Raw genomic sequence first — 22,315 nt, forward strand, 5'->3', positions numbered from 1 at the left:
CTTTCGCAGAATTAATGTGGTCTTCCTATCAAAGAAACTATCAACTAAAAACAATGTTTTTATCGCAGTACAACAGGTATATCGTAAATTCATTGACATTGATATGCGCGTCTTTTTTCATGAACTTTCATCAAGCTCTTTTTGTGTATGCTGGAGCATCTATTCTCACTTTCTTGATTCTAGACTTTAGCAATCTAATTGGCCTATCACGTAGTGGAAATTCAAAGGGAACAAAAAAATTGATTTTGAGGCTAATGCCGGCTGGGATTAATTTGTCGATGATGAACCTGCAAGTAAATGGAGTAAGATTGTTGTTAGGGTTATTGACTAACACTTACACACTTGGGCTTTTCTCGATTGCGTACCAAATATACAATATGTCATATATGATTTTTATGACGGCTCTGAATTTTAATTTAAACAAATCTGACACTACATTAATTAAAATGAGAAAGTTAAACATTTTTATTAGGTTATCGTTTTTGTTTTCTATATCTCTAGCAATAGGGTGGTTTTTCCTTGGAGAGGTATTTCTTTTGACATTTTTTGGTCGTGTCGCACTTGAACTTTATATTCCTATACTCTTTCTCATGTTAGTTTTAGCATTTAGATTTCTGTCCTACTCTAAACAATGGTTTTTAATATCAAGCTCAGAGTTTAAATTGTTATCGTACTATCAATCTTCCATACTTTTCTTAAGCTTGTTAACGCAGTATTTCTTTATATCTAATTATATGTTTTATGGGGCTATAATCTCACTATTTTTGTCTGCTTTTATAAGTTACCTAATCTTTTCTTTACTTATATCAAAGGAGACTTCGACAGCACGATATTCGAATGGAAAATTATTTGGCAACCAACGATAGCTAGAGAATGTGTGACCCTTTCATCAAAAACAACAGTTCAACTGATTTTATTTCGAACAAATAGCTGGCCCCATTCTTAATACGCTTGCTTACTGATTTACCGTAAGCGTCCGATAAGCCCCACATTCAAAAACTAACGTAGTTCCTGCATGTTGTCCTTTTAAAAAGGAGAACATGCATGCGATATCAACGACGAGGCATAAATACCTCCCTTGAGCTTTTCGAACTTCAGGAACAGAGCGGATTGTCGGCGATGGTATTTTGTCGTTAACATAAGATAAGTATCTAGACTTTTTACGCCAGACGCAGTGACATCCGGCTTCAACGCCCAACAAAAAATTTGTTTACGTTAAGCGCGCCCGAATTTAGATAATGAATGCACCACTCATGGTTAAACGGTGAGGAGGGATAAACTGCCTGTTGGTGGTACTCTTTAATCGCCAAAAAAGAAGAGTATTACCATGAGTTACGAGCAGTTGATCGAAGGGCTACGATATCAGATTGAAGCCTACTTACGCGAGGGTTTCAGTTATCGGGAAATTGGGAAGCGGCTTAAAGTCAGTCACAGTACTATTAGCCGTGAAGTACGTCGCAACAGAATTCGGGACAATCATTACCTGCCTGAAGTTGCCCATGCTAGGACAATTAAGCAACGAGGTCAGGCTGCTAAGTACAGCATCCACGCACTCACAATAACGTTTATTGAGTTCGGGTTGGGTCAGAAATGAAGTCCTGGGTAAATTGCAGGTGTAGGCAAGATCATTGGTCATCCAGTCAGTCATGAGTGGATTTTCGGCTACTTACAGCGATTCAAACTGCGAGGCGGTAAGTTGTATAAGCAATTGTGACATGGTCGCCGGAAATACCGAAAAGGTAGCAGAGCGAAGCGCGTTATTATTCCGAATCGGATTGGTATTGAGCGCCGTCCTGCCATAGTTGATAAGAATCAACGATTTGGTGACTGGGAAGCCGATACCGTATTAGTGAAACAGGGAACAGGGGCAATAGTCAGCCTGGTTGCAGAGAAGTTGAAAACGGATATTTACTTCGCCAATCCATATTCGTCATGGGAGCGAGGGCTGAACGAAAACTTTAACGGGCTACTGCGGCAATACATTCGTAAAGGCACAGACTTAAGGACGGTGACAGCCAAGCAAATAACAGATGTTGAGCGTGTTCTGAATACAAGGCCAAGAAAGTGTCTGGGATTGAAACAGCCAGCCGTCGTGTTCGACGAATTAAGAAAGACAGCTTATTTTAGCGAGTGGTGCACTTCGGAGTTGAATTCGCGTGTGATTGCTGCGCACGCACATTGCACTGCATTGGCGAGGATCAATCTGAGAAGCTTCAGTTTATCCCTGCTCAGGTTAAAATGATTGAGCTTCTACGCCCGAAGTATGCGTGCCGTCCCTGCGGAAAAGATGGCATCAGCAACACGGTCAAACGAGCGCCGGTGCCGCACCGTGTTATCCGCAAAGGCTATGCAACGCCGAGCCTGTTGAGTCAGGTAATCACCAGCAAATACCAGTATGGTTTACAGCTCTACCGGCAGGAAGCCATGTTCAAACAACACGGTATCGAAATAAGCCGCAAGACCTTGGTTGACTGGATAATCCGCTGCGCAGAGTTATTTAAACCGCTCTACGACCAGCTTCATCAGCACCTGCTACAGCAACCGGTTATCCAGGCGGATGAAACCACACTAAAGGTTGTCGATTCAGATAAATCGACCAGCTACTTGTGGTTATATGCCACTGGCGCGGATTCACTCCAGGCAGCAACAAGTGGTTCAGCTATTCCCAATATCGTGCTTTACGATTATCACAATAGTCGTGCCGGGCAATGTACCGTGAACTTCCTTGGCGGTTATCACGGTTACCTGCAAGTGGATGGCTATCAGGGCTATGAGCAAACGCAGGCCACATTAGTGGGCTGCTGGCCCCATGCCAGAAGCAAGTTCATGGAGACGAAAAAAGGGGCTGGAAATAAAGGCAGTGGTAAAGCAGATTGGGCACTGAGCCACATCCAGAAATTCTACCGTGTAGAAATACAGTTAAAAGAAGAAACGGCGGCAAATCGCTATGCGCAACGACAGAAAAAAGTCTGCCACTGCTGAATCAGCTTGAAACCTGACTAACAAAATCAGTTCAACAGGTGTTACCGAAAACAAAACTCGGTGAGGCAATACAGTACTACCTGAACCAATGGCATAAATTGGCATAAATTGGTTCGTTACACACTCGATGGACACTTTGCCATCGACAACACCCGCGCGGAACGAGCAATCAAACCGTTCGTCATTGGCAGAAAAAACTGGCTGCGCAGCCAGACCGCCACCGGTGTCGATGCCAGCGACATCCTCTACAGCATCATCGGAACGGCGAAAGCTAACGATCTGAACGTCTTCGAGTATGTCATGGACAGCCTGGAGTTGTTTAGCCAGCCAGATATGAATATCGAGCAGCTACCACCATGGCGGTTTGTCAGACGTTAGGTGGGATCACCTGACGTTTAACATTTACCCACCGCCTTTGAGTATGGAACATGTACAGAAAAAGATATAAAAATTCATAGAGTAGTGCTAGTTCATGGAAAGATTAGAGCTATCTTTTTTGTTATGGTTTGCTACTACGGCGGTAAAAAAGAAAAGCGACAGAGAAATTAATGGTAAAAAAATAACAAAGTCAATTAAGCTATGAACAAGTATGAATGTAATTGCTATATAAGAACATGTGGCATAGTTATTATACTCAGAAAAACAGTATGCCCTTCCCAATCTATTATATAAAGCCACCAAAAAAAACAAGAATAAGAATAGGCTTCCAATTCCATTAGTTACTAGCAACTCCATGTAGTCATTATGTGCTCTTTTCGACATTGATGTAATTCCTAGCTTCGGACTTTTGTAAATATGCTGAAGGAAAGGGTATGAGCCAGCCCCTGACCCTATTAGCCCATAATCTTGCCAAATCTTGCTGATAGTCTCGTACATTAGTATGCGGCTAGGGGAAGTTAAACCCTTATCTTGAAAACGTTGATACGTATTTGATTGCAAAAACGTTACGAAAGTCAGTGATAAAGTAATGAAATATGCTGCTATAATTTTTTTGTTTCGTAATATGTTGAATCTTAAAGCGTAGGCAAAAAATATAATTGACATAATGCTTATTATCAAAATGACGCCTCTTGAATTTGTTTGAGCGATAACAAAAATAATAAAAGCGCTCATTAATAATTTTGTGGCAATTTTTATATTTGATAATGTTTGTGTTATTTCTTTTTTTTGGAAGTATTCTTTTAAAATAAGACCTAAACTAATAATTAACGTAAGACCTAGATAGTTTGCATAATGGTTTTTGTAGCTAAGGGTACCTCTCACACCAAGGCTCCATTCTCTTCCCCATGGAGGCAACGCTTTGCTAAATTCGAATATGCCGTTAGAATATAAATTGACTACAGAGTAAATCGCCATTAAAAAGCTGCTTATTAAAAAGCTTAAAAAAATTTTCTTTATAGTTCTTGATGAGCTTAATATTGGGAGTATTAATATGTAAAAGGCAATGTATGATGTGTTTTGGATGTTTTCCATTATTGTTGGGTAAAACGTAATATGTTCAAACTCTTCATGACTAACTATTTTTAGTGCGAGGGTGGCCCACCCATAGCATAACCATAAACCAGCAAAAAAAAGGCTCCACTTTTGCTCTCTAATTGTTTGAAAAATTTCTTTTGGGTTATGTAATAACTTTAGAAATAATAATAGATAAATTGTTGAGCAAAAAAAGTAATATTCATGAGTCAGTTCACCTCCTCTCATCCAAGGAAGAGTTGCGAATATTAAGATTGCGGTTTGCCTTATAATTTTATTAATCACCGTATTAATTGGACCTCAGTTTATCTATTCTTTTTCGGTGCCAGTCTCTTGTTGCTAAAGGTCTAATTAACTCCAATCTTTTATACAGCTCTGCGTTCTCAATTACTATCGAAGCATGCTTGTTAAAAACCATTGCGTGTTGCAATAACTCTGTCGATTGGAGCTTATTTTCTTTATCTAGCAATGCCCAGTGCTGCAAGACTAGTGGAATCAGTAATTTTTGTGAGCTATCTTCGTATTTTCCTAATGAAACAGCTTGCATTAATACCCTGTTAATTTCAGCGGGACCTGCAAACTTATTTGACACAACAATAGCTAAGTAAGCCCACCCCTCATACCAGTTCGGCAGCTGCTTATTAAACGCATTAAGCCATTGTTCTGCTGACTTTAAGTTAGCATGTCTGTTTTCAGTCTCTGCAAGCAATAGATGCAAACGCCCTAGCCATAACTTGTGAAACGCATTGTGAGGAGAATGCGAGATAGCTGACTCTAGGCGGGCTATATATCTCTGAGCTTCTTCAAGGTTAAATGGCTCCTTGTTCTCTTCCCAAGCTGCTATCGCTTGTTCGGGCCTAACGCTGATTAAAGAAGCCCAGCCGATATTCAAAGACAGGTAGGCAAAGTAAAGGCAGAGCGCAGCAAAAGGGTAGGCAATAATTTTAGCTTTTACATCTTTTGACATAATTTTGGTTACACAAAAGATGGCGTAAAGTTGATATCGTGTAAGCCATGCTCCTCCAGCCACGCTTTGGTCTCGCCTAAGTCTGGTTTTCTGCCTTTTAAATTATGACAATCACTGGCAATAGTCTGGGCTTTGTTTTCTTTAAGCAGTTGTAACGCAAATTGCTGGCAATCCTCACCGAACTTACCGGTTATACTGGAGCCGGTTAGCTGAAGAGGGCAGCCTAGTTGAATCAGTTGCTCCAGTTTCTCTGGTCGTTGGATAAAAGCATGGTTGCGTTCCGGGTGCACAATGATAGGTAAATAACCATTTTGCATTAACCATATAATAAGGTTGTCACTGCCGTAAGGCACTTCCGAGCGCGGAAACTCTAACAGAAACAATTTCTTCTGGTTCAGCTCGCCTATGGTTGGAATGGCATTTTGCTTTGCCAGCATCATCACCTCGGGCCCAATGCGAAGCTCTGCCCCTAAGCGAAGCTCAACATCAATTTGCTCTTTCGCCACAAGTTCCTGAAAACGTGCAAAATGTTGCTCTAAGTCGCTTTTATGATTCGGGTAACGGCCAAAATGCATGTGTGGTGTAAGGTATTGCACTGTTACGCCCTGATCAACAGCCATGCGCAGCATATCCAGAGCTTCGGCATTACTCCGAGCGCCGTCGTCAACGCCCGGAAGAATATGTGCGTGTATGTCTATCATGCCAGGTTATTACCTATACATTCGCCACTTTTAGCTCTTTAGGATCGACATTGCCGTAATAGTCGCCCGCATAGTAGTACTCCCCGTAATAACTCATTTTGCTTGGCTCTGCTACTGTGAGCACTGCGCCGGCAACAGGGGCATTGTGGCTACGCAAGCGCTTAATCGCCTCTTTGGTTGTCTTCACTTTCGTGTCTTCTGCTTTTACTGCCACAATCACGGCATCCATTTTATTACCAATAATGGATGAGTCACTTACCGGAAGCGTGGGGGGGCCATCAAGAATGATATAATCGAAGTTACGCTTGAGTGCTTCCAGCACTTTTGCAAATTTTTTCGAGGACAGCAGCTCCGCCGGGTTTCTGGGCATCGCGCCAGAGGTTATTACCGTCAGGTTTTCTTTTACTGTACTTTGCATCAGACTATCGGTGTTTTGCACGCTGCCAGTTACCAGCTCGGAAAGCCCGGCTGTAGGCGTAATGTTAAGATAACGTGCGATACTCGGTTTACGTAAGTCCACTTCAAGCAATAACGTTTTGCCGATGTTGCTGTACGCTGCGGCTAAGTTTACAGCCAACGTAGATTTGCCTTCAGCACCAGTTGATGATGTCACCAAAATAGTTTGTGGCGGGTTATCGATATTCGAGAACAGCAAACCGGTACGAATAGTATTGATACTCTCTGAAAAGGTCGAACGCGGATCGTCCAGATACTGGCGTTGCGGTGGCACCTCTTGCTTGGACTTCTTCACTACGGGAGTAATGCCTAAACTCGGTACATTGAGTTTATCCTCAATGGTGTCTGGCGTTTTGAAGGTGTTATCCAGGGCCTCGCGTAAAAACGCCAGCACAACACCAAAAAACACACCGAACATGGCGGATAACGCGATGATTAGTTTGGTGTTAGGTTTGTAAGGCGCTGCCGGTACTGTTGCCCGGTCAATAATATGCACATTGGAGGCATCAAATTCACTGTTAACGTTGGCTTGCATTAGCTGGCTTTGGAACGACTCGTACACGCGACGGTTGTTTTCTACTTCGCGTTCTAAACGAACCAGTTCAAGGTTATTGCCTTGCAATCCCTGAATTTCAGCGCGGCTTTCTTTTATTAATTGGCGTACGTTTTCAACTTGTGTGAGGGCAGAGCGGTAACTTTTTTCGACATTGGCGATAATTTTAGCCACTTCACGGTCAAGGTTTTCCCGTGTCGAGTTTAATGCTGCACGCGCATCAATCATTTTGGGGTGCTTTTCGCCGTAGCGCTGCTCAAGTTGTTCAACCTCACGTGCTCTTGCGGCTTGCTCTTTCACCATGTCGCTGGCCGTTTTGTTGGCCAGAACCGCGGGTAGGGAATAAGATGCCGTAGAGCCGATGGCGACATTTTTCACCATTTCGTATTGTTCTGCTTCGGCGCTTAAATTCGTTTGTGCGCGAATAAGCTCATTATTCAGGCTCTGAAGTTGTGCGTTCGCTAATCGCTGTTGCTGCGACGTATCTACCAAGCCCTGACTAAGGCGATATTCACTTAACGCCGCTTCCGATTCCTGTAACTTATCACCCAGCTTCTCGTACTGCTCAACCAGCCATTCCTCCGTGTTACGCACTTCACCTAAGCGCGACTCCAGACCAAAGGCAATATAAGCATCGGCAACCGCGTTGATGATGTTAGCTGCTTTCTGCGGGTCGTCAGAACTGTATGATACATTGATGATCTGACTCTGCTTACCGCCAGAGACCTCCAGGTTGCCCTGGATCTGCATCGCCAGCATGGTTCGTATGTCATCATCGCTCAAAGCTTTGGCTGGTTGTTCGGTATTGTCTTTACCCGCCAGAGCTCTAAGCTCTTCTTTCCACTCTTCCCAGGTGGCAGCAAAACCGCTTTTATCTTGACGCTTTAGTTCTGCCTGTTCTTGCTTGTACTTTTCAACCAGGTTCAGTTTATCTACCACGGTTTCCGCGATATTGCGCGACTGAATAATTTCATATTGGGTTTCGTAGAAAAGAAATACCAGCGCAGACGCCACGTATTGTTCATTCTGATTGGCATTGGGTTGTTGGGGGTCAGCCAAAATTTTTGAAGTGGCTTTATAGATGGGCGTCATGCTGCTGGCCATCAATCCACCAATGACAATACAGCACAAGGTAATAAGCAGAATGCTCCACTTAGCGCGCTTAATCGTTCGCCAGTACTGGCCTAAGTCGATAATATCTGCATCCGTGTTTTCTTGAGCAAAATGGGGGTTCTTGCCATCCGGATTCATTGGGGAAATGTTACTCATAATCGTTCCTGTCCTTTGATGGCTTAAAAGAAGCTTTCGTTAACGGTAATAACGTCACCGGGCTGTACGGCAAAGTCCAGCGCGACATTTTCAATTTCGGTTTGCTGTCCTTCCCGAATGAGCTGAATGTTGCTGCGTGACGCGCGCTCGGTAAAACCGCCGGCCAGTGCAACCGCTTTTTTTATCGTAAGGTCCTTGCGGAAGGGGTAGCTACCTGGCTCATCCACCTCGCCATTGATGTAAAACGGGCGATATTCAGTAATCGAAACAGTAACGTTGGGCTTTTTCAGATAATCACCCAGCAGCAGTTTGGTAACCTTAGCCTCTACCTCTTCAACGGTGAGCGATTGCACTTTAACTTGCCCGATTAACGGCATGGAAATGGTACCGGTTGTGCTTACCCGCGTTTTCTGAATATTCAGCTCGGGCTCCTGAAAAACGGTAATGGAAATTTCATCATCTACCGATAAACGATAATCATCCAGGTTCTGCGCGTGAACAAGGCTTCCGGGTAATAACATCAGCACGCTGACGAAGTACAGAATGTGAAATACAGCTTTCATAGTACGTCTCGGTTAATCAAAATAAGCAAGTAAACTGAGTTGGATAATTTGCGCATCAAACTCAAAAAAGATGTCGTCAGATGTGCGCTCAAGGCGTGAATAGCTAAGCTCTGCATCTAACCAGGTTTGTAAATCGTGGGTGGCGCCAACTGAAAACTCGTGACGTTTATCGGTACGATTCAGAGTAAATGTGATGTCGTACGACAAATGATCGTATTCTGCAAAGAAGTTTGTGCGCTCGGTAAAGGCGTGCTCAACCCGGGCGTTAAAGCCCTCGCTGATGAAGCCGCCAATGCCGAGCTGTGCAGATTCACTGGTTAAGCGTGATGCACCCAACTCGACCTTGGTGTAGGTATTGGGTACCCATGTCATATCCAGCGAGTAAGACAACCCGGAAATATCGTTTAAGCGGGCGTCGTTATCAAAGCTTTTGGTTTGGTATCCCGCTTTAAATGTACCGGAGGTTTTAGCGGTAACATCCCATTGCACACCAATTAAGTAGCGGTTGTCACGACTGGACGGGTTGAATTGCTGAGTGTTCTGGTAATCAAAGTTAGCTGTTGTCGCTTCCAGTAAAATACGGGTTTTCGGTGCAATGCGATAAAAGAACTGTCCAGTAATGCCCGAGCGATTAACGTCCCGAAATTCCTGGTTATTATTGGTGTAGCGGCGTTGACCGTGGTCCAGCCGCAGTACAACTTGACCGATACTGTCTGAGCGGCCATACGCCCCTTGGAACTGTGCGCGTCGAATGGTGAAGTGGTTGAATTCGTTTAAACCAAGCGTTGCTTGGTTAGTTACACCTGGCTCTTCAATTTCGTCCTGGTATTGCAGCACAAGCTGCGAGGACAGGCGTTGGCTGTGTTCCAGTTTGCCTGCTAATTTGATGTCATGCGCAGTAAAATCCAGCGCGTCTTCATCTTGATACTTGCGGTACTCACCATTGTAATCCAACGCCAGAGATTGCTTGCCGTACAAACCTACTATCTGAAATTCTGGTGTGACTGCCAGGCTGGTATCTGACACTTCTTCGGCTTGTCGCAATACGTTGCTGTCGTGTTGTACATGCAGGCCTGCGCCAAAGGATGAACCACTGTGCTGTTGCGCCAGGGTACTGCCAGTGAATATCAATAAACCGATGGCCACTGATCCTTTGCGCTTAATCATCCGTAATCCCATAAGCTTTTAAACCATCCCCAAATCCCTAGGGAATATCCTTCAATTAGATCAATGCCGAGTGCTGATTTAATTAAATACAGCAACACCAAACCCAACAAACTGCACAGCAAAATGAAAAGTGTGGTAATCAACGCCGTAGCCAGTGCTGAAAGCTGTTTTTCCTGACGACTAAGTTGACGATAGTTTCGCCCAAACAGCAGCACATAGTAAAAGCGCCGCTTGATAAACGGTAGCCTAAACGTGCCCCGTAAATCAATACTGTGCTTCCCCCATTTGCGTGCACCGATGGCAGTGACAAGGTGAGCTAGCTGCTTTTCACTAAAGCTAGCTGCAATCTCGTCTGGCATGCGGCTAAGCAACTGTTTCAGGGAAGGGTGTTTTTCTATAAACGTCAGGTTTTTTGACGTGTGTTGAACGCTCTCTGTGTTAAAGGCGCTTCCAGCCGAGTTTTTTATCTCTTCCATGCCTGATTATTAAGCGAAAAAGCGCCATGCAGATTCTAATTGCCCGCTACTCAAAAGTGGTCTGTATCAGTTTTCACTAAGGTCTGTGTTAGGGCATTACCTGACAGCTTCAATAACCGGCATACCGCTTTTCTGCGCGATGTGGCGCTATCGCTTATTGGTCCTTTATCCTTGGAAAGGGTTACGCTTGGTGTGGCCACCTTGCTCATCAGGAATACTACCAGAGAAACCCTTTGTTAACTCAGCTAAGGTTCCCGGATTGTTCACTTCAGGTTTTACGTAAGCTTTTTTTTCTGAAGCGGTAGTAGTTTGACTGTTCATATCCTTATTCCCCTAATCTTATCGTTGTGCACGAACAGTGCGTCGTGCAGCGAGTCCTAAACCCAGAAGCATTAACGCTAAGATACTTGGTTCTGAAACATTTACCGCGTCTGTGTCGGCGAAAAAGTTAACAGATTGGTCTTGCTGTAGCAAGCTTTCGAAACCGATATTTAACGTGTAGAACAAATCGTTGTAAGCAAGGTCGACTTGGTTAGAGTAACCACCTATAGCACCAGAGAAATCTGTTACAAAAGCCTGACCACCATTAGAACCCGGAAATACCTCACCGTTGTCCGGTAAGTCTGAGTTCCCTGCGAGAATGTCAAAGGCAATTCTATTGCTACCGGCCATTAACCCACTGATCTCAATATTTTTGATGCCTAGCCCGTTGCTATTCATCAGCGTCCACAATCCGTAGTAAATACCCTCGTCAACACCGCCAAGCGTATAACCTTGTTGTTGTAAAGACCAAGTATCGGCAATAGCACCACCTATGCGGCCTTCGGCATCTTCGATTGATTCACCTTTATTATCGGCGATAACCTGCCACAGGACAGATTCTGTGGTGTCATTCCCAAAAGTGACAGTAACTTCCATACCCGCCATATCGGCACCAGTAATTGCAGATTCACTAACTATGATAGCGGCGTTAGCAATACCAGACATGGCAAGCATGCCTATACCAAAGATAATTTTACGAATCATGTCGTAGTTCCTTTTTCGACTAATGAGTGGGCACGTGAGTGATGTGCTGTTTCCTAATGCTTGTGTAAGCGTGGTCGTTTAAGCAAGATTTACACCGTATTGTAAAATATCAATTTAATCAATGCTTTATTTTTTTTGGGGTTTCAAAGAGGCGCCACAGGAACGGGGACTGTAATAAAACCTGACACCATAAGCTCATTATGCGCTTGAATATTAAACGGTTATTTTGGGTAAGTACTTGATTAGCATGCATTGCAATTTAAATCACAACCGAGCAACATGCATGGAATAACAGGGAAGAGGTAGTTAGGAAGTGGCATTACCATCAGCCGATATTATTATTTATGGTCGCCAGTCAGTGGCCGTCGCGCGTGCACTTTCCTCATACGTCAGCGGTATGAAGCAAGGAACGTGCGGAGAATGGGTCGGCTTTCATTCGGCTGGGCTATCGCAGCTTTTTCATTTTGACACTCATCCTTATTCTGACTATTCAAATTCAAAGAAAGCACAGGTGACGTTGTTACTGGAAACGCGCTTGTCAGTATCTGCACTTGTTCAGCGCAATCCTCGGTTGTTCAACCAAGAGCGAACGGATGATTCTGATCTTGTGTCAGATTATTTACGTAAAGCTGCCGACCTCGCTGTAAAAAATGCTGACACAGGTGCATTTCATTCATTACAAGGTGAGTGTTCTCAAACCCTGAACCAGCTTGATGGTGATTTTCGTTTCGCCGTGTCCGATAATTCAACCCACTTTTTATTTCTGGCTACTTCTTCATTTAATCCGCAAACGCTCTTTTATGCTGAACTGGAAGAGTTTCCCGGTCATTATGTTATTAGTCATGACGTTGAGCTTATATTGCCATTGGTAACGCCGAAGGTATGTAAGACAGCGCTGAGTTTTTGGCTTGCAGGGCGTCCCGATCCCAACCGCTCGTTGTTTGATAATATTCATCAGGTTCCGCAAGGGGGGATGGTCCTATTATGTCCTGACAAGAAACCGCAGGTGAGTAAATTCTGGGATATTAATCCGGTGTCATGCGAGGTGGAGAAAGCGGGGCTTCCACGCGACTACCAGCAACGTTTGTCATCGTTATTAGAGGAGAGTGTCTCTGAGTCGGTCTCAGCCCAGTACAACAACGATGTTCGCTCTGACGATGGATGTTTTTTCTCTCAGCTAAGCGGCGGTATGGACTCAACGACAGTCTCGGCGATAGCCTGTCAGTTCGCGAAACAGCGAGGGATGTCGATGCATACGGTTTCTCACACGTATGCCAACACCAACAGCGCTGATGAACGAGACAATATCCACGCAATGATTTCGCGTTATTCGTTTACGCAAAGCCACTTTATCGAGCTGGATAAATACGCTGACTACCGCTTTAAGGATGTCTACCCCACACACCCGCAAAGTCCGGGTATGGTGCTTTCGCCCAAATACCATCAGGAAGCAGCGCTATTGCAGGGGGCGAATGCATCACTGTTACTTACCGGCAATGGCGGGGATGAGATGTTTTGGGGGCACAGCCTTGCCTATTTCGACCGATTAACCTCGGGCGAGTGGGGCGTTGTTGCAGAAGTGATAAACAGTGCGAGGAAGCTTAAGCTTCCGGTTTTTAGCGCGCTTCGCAGTGTATTCTTAGGCCCGATGAAACAAACACTGAAAAACCGCTTATCTGGCTCCAGCGTAGAGCAGGCGTTAGCGGCAATCAGCATCCCGCCATGGCTAACCGGTGAGGCCAAAGCCAGGTTGCTTGACGCTGAGCAGCGCCCAAATCCGTTTGAAGGTAATAAGCACAACCTTGCCCTCTATGCACGTTACGAAGGTATATTCCAAACCTCAACATTCAACGCCATGCGTTCTTATCAGGCGGTATTTGATAAGTATGGCCTTAAGGTACAGCACCCGTTATTCAATAAACATATTGCCCAGTTCAGTTTTGACATACCTCAAAAAATGCATATTAGTGGTGAATACCCCAAGCTATTGCTTCGTAAGACCATGAGCGATCATCTGCCTGACCAGGTGTGCTGGAACCGCAGCAAAACGGTATTCGATGAACATTTTGCAAAGCTGTTAACCCATAATCAGGATGAAATCAGAGGTCTGCTTGCCCACGAAGGGTTGGCTGACTTGGGGCTTATCGATAACACTCAGGTATTGTCTGCATTCGATAATGTGATGGCGAGCAAGCGTCCGAGTTTGCAGGTGGATTTGCTATACGCAATTTTGGTGCAGTCCTGGTATCAGACACACATCGAAGATTGAAGTCGGCGGCTTTTTAATGTGGCTGTATGCTGATCCTGTTCTACACAATAAACTTTTCGTGATTCTCTGTGATTTCACGGTATTGAGCGGTGTTTTCCTGAGTATCGTTTAACAACTGTTTGTTAGCGCTTATCCAGGCATGTGCGGCAAGTTGTTGCTGTGATTCAAATTTCACACCGATATGCAATGTGGTGTTCATTTGCCGCCGTGCCAGCATGGTTTTTAGTGTCAAACAGCGACGCATACAATTAAGCTCAAGAGGTGCGTGGCGCACAATACATTCGATATGAGCGTTAAGTTTTCTTGCTTGCCTGATATCAGGTTGAGTTAAGTCTGAAAGAGGGTATTGTCCAAGATGACGTTTCCATTTAGCAAAACGTTGATAGCGAATCCTCAGATCCCACGTTAGCAAGGTGAGCGCTGCTTCCAGCAATAATGTAAGCCTGTAGCCTTTAATGTTGATCATTGTCTGGTTGTGCCAGCAGTTTCGCCGGGCTATTTCTCTTGCGGTACGGCCAGCTTTTTATCCAGTAGGTGTGTAACCATTTCCGCAAGGTCTGACTCTACCTCGGTTGCCGGAGCATCATAGCTCTCGCAAATTTTTTCAACGACAGCATTAAGCGTATGACCCTCCTGAAGATGGCCAAGCATATCTGATGCGACTTCATTCAGGGTGTAGTACTGTCCGCTTTCCATATCGAGGATCACCATTTCATCGGCGACTTTCTGAATTAGTGCGGTTTCACTGATTTTGACTGTGTGTGGAAGTTCCATCGTCATAGTGCTATCCATTTTTTGCTGGCGGCCACTCATTTGGCCTGTTTAGATTAGTTACACGATTTTTACGAGGTTGCAGTTTTGTATACGGTAAACTGTATCGGCCACATCGGCTAATGCCTCATCGTGAGTCACTACAATAACAGTGTGGGATGCCAGTTGGCTTTCTATAAGTGATTTAAATTCAGCCTGTCCCTGACTATCCGCATAGGAGGTAGGCTCATCAAAAATGATCACTTTACAATTCAGAAGCAATGCACGGGCCAGAGAAATTTTCTGGCGCTGGCCGGCAGAGAGTAATACACCGTTATCTCCTACCTGTGAATCATACCCCATATCGAGTGCCTGAATAAACCGGTCAGCGCCGGCTCGTTTGGCCGTATCAATGACTTCCTGCTTACTGGTGTCGGGTCGCCCGTAAGCGATATTGTCATAAATACTGCCATGACTAAGTGCGACATCCTGAGACACCAGGGCGATATGCCTGCGAAGAGACTGAATACTGCACTGGCTGATGTCCTGATCATCAAACAGGACTTTTCCCTTCTGCGGCTGAATAAAACGCATTAACAAATGAAGCAGCGTGGTTTTGCCTGAGCCATTATCACCTAAAATTACGCTTACGTTATCGGCGCTAAACTGGGCAGTTATATCAAGTAAGAGCGGTTCAGAGGGATCATGATCAAAGTAAACGTGTTTTAAATCGATAGTTCCCTGTTTAAATTGTACTGCTTGTTGGTTTTCACTGCTGGCTTCAGGTGCCACATTGAATACATCGATAATTCGTGTTGATGAACCCAGTGCCTGCTGATATTGCCCGTACGTACCTGCCAGCGTACTTAAGAGCTTGGCAAACAGCATGCCATACATCAGTAGTGTGATGAGCTCTGAAATACTGAGCTCTCCCGTGCGGTAGTGGAGTACGCTAACCAGCACAATCACTACAATACCAATAGACATCAGCATTTGAATAACAGGGGATAGCATCGCCTGGATATGAAACTGACTGCGGCGTAAATCAAGCATGTGTTCAATGTTTTGCTTAAATTTGTCGCTTTCGATTTGCTCACGACCAAACGACTTCAGCAGCTGGATAGTGCTGAAGTTCTCCGCAGCAAGGGCCACAATGCCGGCTTGCTGATTTACCACCATTTCAGAAAGAGGGCGGGCGCGACGGCTAAGCAGCTTCAGTAACACAAAAAATGCAGGAACAATGATAGCGATAACCGCGGCCAGGTATATATTAATGCTGGCCATCATTACCAAGGCGCCAGCCGCGATGAGAAGGCTTGGTGCCAGGTTGGTTAATATACCAGACAAAAAATAGGCAACCACATTGGCGTCGTTACTGATAAGTGAGAGTATTTTGCCTTTTTTGCGGGTTGAAAAGTAACTCAGCGGTAACAGTTGAACGTGATCATACAGGCGGCAGCTTAGCTGTGAAAGAATGCGTGCGCCGACCATGTTCACCCGAAAGCTAAATTGATAACGCACCAGTGCCAGCACGACGATGAGTAAAATCCACACGCCTAATAGATAGCCAGAGTGCCACTGTAACGTTGAAGATTCCTTCAGTACAGCACTGGAAAACTGACCGACAATATAGGGGATCGCCAGACTCGCGGCACTTTCCAGCGTCATTAATAAAAAAATGAGCGCGTAACTGTGCTGTTGAGGCTTTATGTAATCAATGAAATGCTTAATAAACATGCGGTAGGTACTGCCTGGCAGCGCTTCGCTTCCTGCTGATTCGCTTTACTTTTTTCCCTTTTGAGCAGAATAGCATCAATTGTTTTGATGTTACACAATGAAATGACGCTACCTGCCAGAAAGCCAGTGACGTTCGACAAGTTACGGCTGAGTAACTTGCAACGAGCGGCTTTGCCGCGATGCCCGCAACGCAAAAACGCACGAGGGTTTTTTATTGTTCACCTTCGAGATCATCCGGTTCCCCCATACCTCTATTATGGGGAGGGCTTATCCGGCCTAGCAGAATTTAGTTAATCATCGACTTGTACAAAAGGTAGTACAAATGCGCTGCGAGGGTACAACCTCCAAAGACAAAGGGTTGGCCTCTATTACAAACTGAATATGGTTTCTTACAAAATCGGAATTCACTCCTCCCGCCCCAACTGCGCTTGCATAAAAGCATAAAATGCCTGCACCCGTGCGGTGATGCGTCTGTTATTGGGCCGCAATAGATGCAGCGATAATTCAGGGGAGGGGAATTCGGTGAGCAGTTCCACTAAGCGGCCCTCAGCCAGATCTTTAGCCACAATAAACTCTGGGATGCGGGCGATTCCCTGGCCCTGGCATAACAAAGTGTGCAGTAGCTCGCTGTTGTTGGCTTTTACATAGGGGCTAAGTTCAATGGTCACCCACTCACCGTCAACCAGATAAGCCCAGCGTGTTACCCCCACTTGTCGCTCAAATTTCAGGATCTTGTGGCCGGCCAAATCTGCCGGGGTCTGGGGCATGCCGTGAGCTTGCAGGTAGGCGGGCGTGGCGCAGGTTACCATCCGATAAGAGCGCAAGGTTTTTACCAGTAATGAGCTGTCGGGCAGGGCAAAGGTCAGGCGAATCACCACATCAAAATCCTGCTCGCCCAGCCGAACCTCTTCATCGGAAAGCTCGATATCCAGCTCTACCAGTGGGTTTTGTTGCTGAAACTGGCCAAGCAGTGTTGCCATTACCGAAATGCCAAAGGACATGGGCATGCTCAGTTTAATGGTGCCCCGAAGGTCGGATTGGGTTTGGTCCATGGCAAAGCGTAGATCTTCCCAGCGCTCCAAAATCTCACACGCCTGCTTGTAGCACAGCTGGCCGGCTTCGGTGGTACTTACCTGGCGGGTAGTGCGTCGAAACAGGGTAGCATTGAGTTCGCTTTCCAGTCTTTCTATTGCCTTGGCTACCCAAGCGGGGGTCAGGTCCAGGTGTTCTGCTGCGCGGGAAAAGTTACCTTTTTCCACCACAGCTTTAACGATCCGCAGGCTTTCTATCTGGTTGATTTTCATCAGTTGCAATATTTTATTTAAACAGAAAGTATTGTTTATCTGTTTTTTGTTTGCAATGTCATCTGCATTATTGAGGACACTTTTGAAATAGGAGGATGACTAATGAAATCGACATCCATTTTTTCAACATTTTCGCTGAACAAACGTCTATTGGCTAACCGCCTGGTTCTGGCACCCATGACCCGGGTCAGTGCCAACGCCGACGGTACCGTGGGCCCGCTGATGCAGGATTACTATACGTCGTTTGCCAACGGCGGCTTTTCGATGCTGATCACCGAAGGCCTGTTCACCGATGAGCAGTTCAGCCAGGGATATCAGTATCAGCCCGGCCTGGCCACAGGTACTCACGCTGCATCCTGGCTTGATACGGTGCAGGCAGTAAAAGCCTCAGGCAGCACCTTTATTGCCCAGCTAATGCATGCCGGCGCGTTGAGCCAATTTAATGCGCAGCGCGATGGCACCATGGCACCGTCTAAGGTGAAGCCAAAAGGCGAACAGCTCGGGTTTTACTATGGTGACGGGGAGTTTGCTGTGCCTGATGCCATGTCGCAGGCCGACATCGATAGCGCCATTCAGGGCTTTATCGATAGTGCGGTGCTCGCGCACAAAGCCGGCTTCGACGGGGTAGAAATACACGGCGCCAATGGCTATCTGCTGGACCAGTTTTTAACCACCTACACCAACCAGCGCGATGATAATTACGGTGGCAGTATTGCCAACCGCGTGCGGTTGATAAAAGAGGTGATTGCCGGCGTACGTAATGCTGTGCCCGCTGACTTTATTGTTGGCGTGCGGTTATCACAGGCAAAAGTGAATGACCCGGATTATCAGTGGGGCAGTAAGCAGGACGCCGAGGTTATTTTTAACACGGTAGAACAAGCCGGGGTCGATTATGTGCATATTACCGAGCCCGACTTGACCCGTGAGGTATTCGATGGACTGGCGTCGCTGGGCCAGCTGGCTAAGCAAACTGTCGCGGTGCCTGTGATCATCAACGGTGGTGTGAGTGAGCAGCAACATGCCAGCTCCGCTGTTGACGAGGCGCACGGTGATTTAGTGGCAATCGGTAAAGCCGCCCTGGGCGATCATGCCTGGCCGCAAAAAGTGCGCGAAGGGCAGCAACCAGCAGAGTTCGATTTTGCCATGCTCACCCCCATTGCCGATATCGACAACGAGCGCACTTATAAAGCCAATCACTAGCGGGTGGTAAGTTGCCTAATGGTAAGAAGAGCCGGGTTCGCCCGGCTCTTTTTTTGTCTGTGTTTCGCGCGTTGCGGTGGTTAATGGCATCGTGAACCTTACTGTTTTTGTGTAGTCTCAGAGCTAAGTAAACAGCAACACAGCGATGAGAAAGGAGAAGCAGCATGCTGAAAAAATTATTGGCTCGGGTAGGTATTGGTAGCGCCACGGTCGATGCCATCTTACTTACCGATACACTGCGCGCCGGCGATGATGTAAATATTGAGGTGGTGATAAAAGGCGGCGATGTCGAGCAGCATATCAACGGCCTGGAATTCGCCATCATGGCCAGTGCAAAAGCTGAAGCGGATATCGGCGACAACGAAGTGACTTATTCGAAAAGTGTGGTGTTGCAGCATTGGCAAAAAACATTAGAGGTGACTGTGGCACCGGGCGAAACGCGCACCCAGCAACTGACCTTATCACTGCACCCTGAGTTACCAGCTTCGGAGTTGTTTGGCCAGCAGATTGCTAAAGTCTGGCTGCAAACCGGCCTGGATATTCAAAGTGGCATTGATGGCTCGGATAAAGATCCGCTGGTGATTGTGCCGTCTGCCACTCAAATGGCGGTGCTGGAGATGATCAGTCAAAGCGGCTTTCGTTTATTTAAGTCTGATATTGAAGCCGGGCGGGTCCGTACGCCGCAGTTTGCTTCTCACCTGCCGTGCTATCAGGAATATGAATTTAAGCCTGAATCGCGCTCTTTATTTGGTGCACGGGAGCTGGAGGTAACCTTCGTGGACAATGGCAGCGAGACCGGCGTGCTGATCGAAAAAGATCGGGCATTTTTAGGCGATGGTTATCAAAGTATTGCCATACCCAATCACTGCACCAGCGTGGCAGCAGTGCGCCCGTATATCGAAAAACTGCTCGGGTAAATAAGTGCGTACTGACCATTCAGGGCTTGGTGCGAATTAGCGCAAAGCGGTGTAGACTGGTTTTATTCACTATTGAGCTACAGGCCTCATGAACGCTGTAACCCGAACCCGCAGTGACGCCAAGCGCGATGCCATTTTGTGCGCAGCTAAGCAAGCCTTTGAAAAATATGGCGTGGCTGGCACCAGTATGGATAAGCTGGCTGAGATGGCGCAGGTGTCAAAGCGCACGGTGTACAATCATTTTGCTTCTAAAGAGATGATTGTCATGCATTTGATCCGCGCCCTGTGGCATCAGTGTATGGTCAGTATTCCGGTGCAGTATGAAGCGGATAAGCCGTTACACCCTCAGCTTACAGCGTTGCTGCAGGCTGAGATTGAGCTGCTCATCGGTGAAGATTATCTGGAGCTGGCGCGAGTGGCCTTCGGCCATTTGTTTTACCACCCGGATCGCCTGCGCGATGAAATCCATCAACTGACCGCGCAGGAGACTGTTCTGCACCGCTGGCTCAAAGCCGCCAGCGAGGACGGCCGGCTGGCCATTGAGGATATGCAGTACAGTGCCAAAGAACTCACCAGCCTGATCAAAGGGCACTGCTTTTGGCCACAGCTGATGAAAATCGAAGCCCCGCTCACCGCGCAGCAAATCGAGCAAATCGCTGCACGCACAGCGGCGCTGTTTTTAAGTCACTATCAAACCGGTATTGACGACTAGCTGGCTAGCCATTGGCAAACGCGGTGAGCGCGTCGCCATCTAACCGGTAGCCTACCCATTCTGATTTTGGTTTAGCGCCTAATGCTTGATAGAACTCAATTGCCGGTGTATTCCAATCCAGCACGCTCCATTCAAAGCGGCCACAGTTGTTTTTCACTGCGTGCTGCGCCAGGTAGCGAAGCAGCTGCACACCGGCACCCTGGCCACGGTATTGAGGACTGACAAATAAGTCTTCCAGATACAGGCCATTTTGCCCCTGCCAGGTGGAGTAATTGTAAAAATACACCGCAAAACCCACCGGCTGCCCATCCTGCTCACACAGGATGCAATGGGACGTGGCACCCTCGCCAAACAGGGTTTTCCCTAAATCATCTTCTGTGGCTTCTACTTCATGCTCGGCTTTTTCGTATCGTGCCAGTTCGATGATAAAGGTCAGGATTTGCGGGATGTCGGACGGCATCGCCGCGCGAATAGTAAAGCTGCTCATAAGTGCTCCAACAACAAAAACCTAAGCCTAGCATGAGCGCTGTGTGATTGTTATTGCTGGTGTTGTGTAACTTCATTCTATTGATAGCGCTGTTATGGTTGCGCGGGTTGTCATCTTCATCAAAACCGTCGTCATAGCGGCCTACACTGTCATAGCGGCGCAGGCCGCTATCTCCTTTGGGTACCTGTGGTGTGTGAATGAGGAAGAGGAACTTGCAGGCATTGCCAGCAAGCCACGGAGATCCCGACTTTCGTCGGGATGACAAACTACGCCGCTATCTCCTTGGGGTACCTGTGGTGTGTGTATGGGGAAGAGGAAGTAGCAGGCATAGTCAGTAAACCAAGGAGATCCCGACTTTCGTCGGGATGACGATGGGAAAGCGTCGGGGTGTCCAAGTGCACCGTCATGGCGGCCTACACTGTCATAGCGGCGCAGGCCGCTATCTCCTTGGGTGGTGTGTGAGTTTAGAAAGGATGTAGCAGGCATTGCCAGCAAGCCAAGGAGATCCCGATTTTCGTCGGGATGACGGTGGGAAAGCGTCGGAGTGTCCAAGTGCACCGTCATGGCGGCCTACACTGTCATAGCGGCGCAGGCCGCTATCTCCTTGGGTTACCTGAGGTGTCATAACCGGGAAGAGGAAGTCTGAGGCAAAGCCAGGAAGGCAGGGAGATCCCGACTTTCGCGATGTATGGACTCCTCCACCCCCGGAGGAGTATTTTGGTTATCGCCAAACAACCTCTAAAAGGAGTCCATACATGGCTGAATCTAACGTAATTGCTATCGACCTTGCAAAGAGTTCTTTCGATGTCTGTGTCCTTGATACTGCTAATAAGGTTGTTACACAGCGTAATTTTACTCGCTCTTCATTAAAAAGCTGGTTGCTCAGGCAACCTCCTTCACTTGTAGCAGTGGAAGCCTGCGGAAGCGCGCATTACTGGGCAAAAATAGCCCAGGGATATGGTCATCAGGTCATGCTGATACCGCCGTTGTTCGTGAAGCGATTTTTGTCTGGCCATAAGACAGACAAAAACGATGCTGTGGCAATTGGCGTTGCGGCCAGGCAGCCCAATGTAAAGCCCGTGCAGGTGAAAAGTGATGAGCAACTGGCGCTACAATCCTGTGAACGCATCAGGCAGCATTATGTGGATGAGCAAACTGCGACCAGTAATCTACTCAAGGGGATCCTCTATGAGTTCGGTATTACGTTAGCCCAGGGAAAAAAGGCGTTCGTCAGGTCGATACCCGATATCCTGGAAGATGCTGACAATGGCTTACCGGATGACCTTAGAAGTGAAATCCATCGGTT

19 protein-coding genes and 2 pseudogenes are annotated in these 22,315 nt (G+C 46.5%); 7 read left to right on the forward strand and 14 right to left on the reverse strand.

The window, feature by feature from the left end:
* Positions 1–1,327 precede the first annotated feature (1,327 nt).
* Both ACTUJZ_RS08740 and tnpC read left to right on the forward strand, forming a co-directional pair.
* Positions 1,328–2,119, forward strand: a pseudogene (locus tag ACTUJZ_RS08740) (IS30 family transposase); the annotation flags it as partial.
* Positions 2,120–2,133: 14 nt separating this feature from the next.
* Positions 2,134–3,360, forward strand: a pseudogene (gene tnpC / locus ACTUJZ_RS08745) (IS66 family transposase).
* A gap of 87 nt (positions 3,361–3,447) precedes the next feature.
* On the opposite strand, the gene ACTUJZ_RS08750 reads toward tnpC, so the two are convergent.
* The 9 genes from ACTUJZ_RS08750 to ACTUJZ_RS08790 form a co-directional block, all read right to left on the reverse strand.
* Complete coding sequence (locus tag ACTUJZ_RS08750; RefSeq protein WP_463635904.1) at positions 3,448–4,740, reverse strand: O-antigen ligase family protein; 1,293 nt, start codon at positions 4,738–4,740, stop codon at positions 3,448–3,450.
* Positions 4,741–4,744: 4 nt separating this feature from the next.
* Positions 4,745–5,422, reverse strand: coding sequence for a hypothetical protein (locus tag ACTUJZ_RS08755; RefSeq protein WP_463635905.1), 678 nt, complete (start codon positions 5,420–5,422; stop codon positions 4,745–4,747).
* A gap of 8 nt (positions 5,423–5,430) precedes the next feature.
* Entirely contained in the window at positions 5,431–6,123 is a 693-nt protein-coding gene (locus tag ACTUJZ_RS08760; protein WP_463635906.1) for a tyrosine-protein phosphatase, read from the reverse strand.
* Positions 6,124–6,136: 13 nt separating this feature from the next.
* Positions 6,137–8,401 (reverse strand): GumC family protein, encoded by a 2,265-nt coding sequence (locus tag ACTUJZ_RS08765; protein WP_463635907.1) that lies wholly within the window; start codon positions 8,399–8,401, stop codon positions 6,137–6,139.
* 23 nt (positions 8,402–8,424) lie between these two features.
* Entirely contained in the window at positions 8,425–8,964 is a 540-nt protein-coding gene (locus ACTUJZ_RS08770) for a polysaccharide biosynthesis/export family protein (RefSeq protein WP_463635908.1), read from the reverse strand.
* Between the two features lie 12 nt (positions 8,965–8,976).
* Positions 8,977–10,131: an outer membrane beta-barrel protein gene (locus ACTUJZ_RS08775; protein WP_463635909.1), complete on the reverse strand. Its 1,155-nt coding sequence runs from the start codon at positions 10,129–10,131 to the stop codon at positions 8,977–8,979.
* Positions 10,128–10,607, reverse strand: a complete 480-nt coding sequence (locus tag ACTUJZ_RS08780; RefSeq protein WP_463635910.1) for a 3-phosphoshikimate 1-carboxyvinyltransferase — start codon at positions 10,605–10,607, stop codon at positions 10,128–10,130. The genes ACTUJZ_RS08775 and ACTUJZ_RS08780 overlap by 4 nt, the downstream gene beginning before the upstream one ends.
* A 165-nt stretch (positions 10,608–10,772) precedes the next feature.
* On the reverse strand, positions 10,773–10,928 hold the full coding sequence (locus tag ACTUJZ_RS08785; protein ID WP_463635911.1) for a lasso RiPP family leader peptide-containing protein: 156 nt from the start codon (positions 10,926–10,928) through the stop codon (positions 10,773–10,775).
* Between the two features lie 18 nt (positions 10,929–10,946).
* A complete protein-coding gene (locus ACTUJZ_RS08790; protein WP_463635912.1) occupies positions 10,947–11,633 on the reverse strand; it encodes a PEP-CTERM sorting domain-containing protein in 687 nt (228 codons plus the stop codon).
* Positions 11,634–11,946: 313 nt separating this feature from the next.
* Here ACTUJZ_RS08790 and ACTUJZ_RS08795 point away from each other — a divergent pair, with 313 nt between their 5' ends.
* A complete protein-coding gene (locus tag ACTUJZ_RS08795) occupies positions 11,947–13,902 on the forward strand; it encodes an asparagine synthase-related protein (RefSeq protein ID WP_463635913.1) in 1,956 nt (651 codons plus the stop codon).
* 40 nt (positions 13,903–13,942) lie between these two features.
* On the opposite strand, the gene ACTUJZ_RS08800 is transcribed toward ACTUJZ_RS08795, so the two are convergent.
* The 4 genes from ACTUJZ_RS08800 to ACTUJZ_RS08815 form a co-directional block, all read right to left on the reverse strand.
* Positions 13,943–14,368, reverse strand: coding sequence for a lasso peptide biosynthesis B2 protein (locus ACTUJZ_RS08800; protein WP_463635914.1), 426 nt, complete (start codon positions 14,366–14,368; stop codon positions 13,943–13,945).
* 29 nt (positions 14,369–14,397) lie between these two features.
* A complete protein-coding gene (locus ACTUJZ_RS08805) occupies positions 14,398–14,682 on the reverse strand; it encodes a PqqD family protein (RefSeq protein ID WP_463635915.1) in 285 nt (94 codons plus the stop codon).
* 51 nt (positions 14,683–14,733) lie between these two features.
* A complete protein-coding gene (locus tag ACTUJZ_RS08810; RefSeq protein WP_463635916.1) occupies positions 14,734–16,389 on the reverse strand; it encodes an ABC transporter ATP-binding protein in 1,656 nt (551 codons plus the stop codon).
* 404 nt (positions 16,390–16,793) lie between these two features.
* A complete protein-coding gene (locus ACTUJZ_RS08815) occupies positions 16,794–17,693 on the reverse strand; it encodes a LysR family transcriptional regulator (RefSeq protein ID WP_463635917.1) in 900 nt (299 codons plus the stop codon).
* A gap of 102 nt (positions 17,694–17,795) precedes the next feature.
* Here ACTUJZ_RS08815 and ACTUJZ_RS08820 point away from each other — a divergent pair, with 102 nt between their 5' ends.
* The 3 genes from ACTUJZ_RS08820 to ACTUJZ_RS08830 all read left to right on the forward strand — a co-directional run bounded on the left by ACTUJZ_RS08820 (position 17,796) and on the right by ACTUJZ_RS08830 (position 20,522).
* A complete protein-coding gene (locus ACTUJZ_RS08820; RefSeq protein WP_463635918.1) occupies positions 17,796–18,893 on the forward strand; it encodes an NADH:flavin oxidoreductase in 1,098 nt (365 codons plus the stop codon).
* Positions 18,894–19,057: 164 nt separating this feature from the next.
* Positions 19,058–19,810, forward strand: a complete 753-nt coding sequence (locus ACTUJZ_RS08825; RefSeq protein ID WP_463635919.1) for a sporulation protein — start codon at positions 19,058–19,060, stop codon at positions 19,808–19,810.
* A gap of 88 nt (positions 19,811–19,898) precedes the next feature.
* Complete coding sequence (locus tag ACTUJZ_RS08830; RefSeq protein WP_463635920.1) at positions 19,899–20,522, forward strand: TetR/AcrR family transcriptional regulator; 624 nt, start codon at positions 19,899–19,901, stop codon at positions 20,520–20,522.
* Between the two features lie 4 nt (positions 20,523–20,526).
* Here the strand turns inward: ACTUJZ_RS08830 and ACTUJZ_RS08835 are convergent, their stop codons facing one another.
* Entirely contained in the window at positions 20,527–21,009 is a 483-nt protein-coding gene (locus ACTUJZ_RS08835; RefSeq protein WP_463635921.1) for a GNAT family N-acetyltransferase, read from the reverse strand.
* 755 nt (positions 21,010–21,764) lie between these two features.
* Between ACTUJZ_RS08835 and ACTUJZ_RS08840 the strand changes: the two genes are divergently transcribed.
* A partial coding sequence (locus ACTUJZ_RS08840; RefSeq protein WP_463635922.1) for an IS110 family RNA-guided transposase occupies positions 21,765–22,315 on the forward strand: 551 nt, incomplete at its 3' end.

Source organism: Alteromonas sp. WD8-37 (assembly GCF_055326825.1).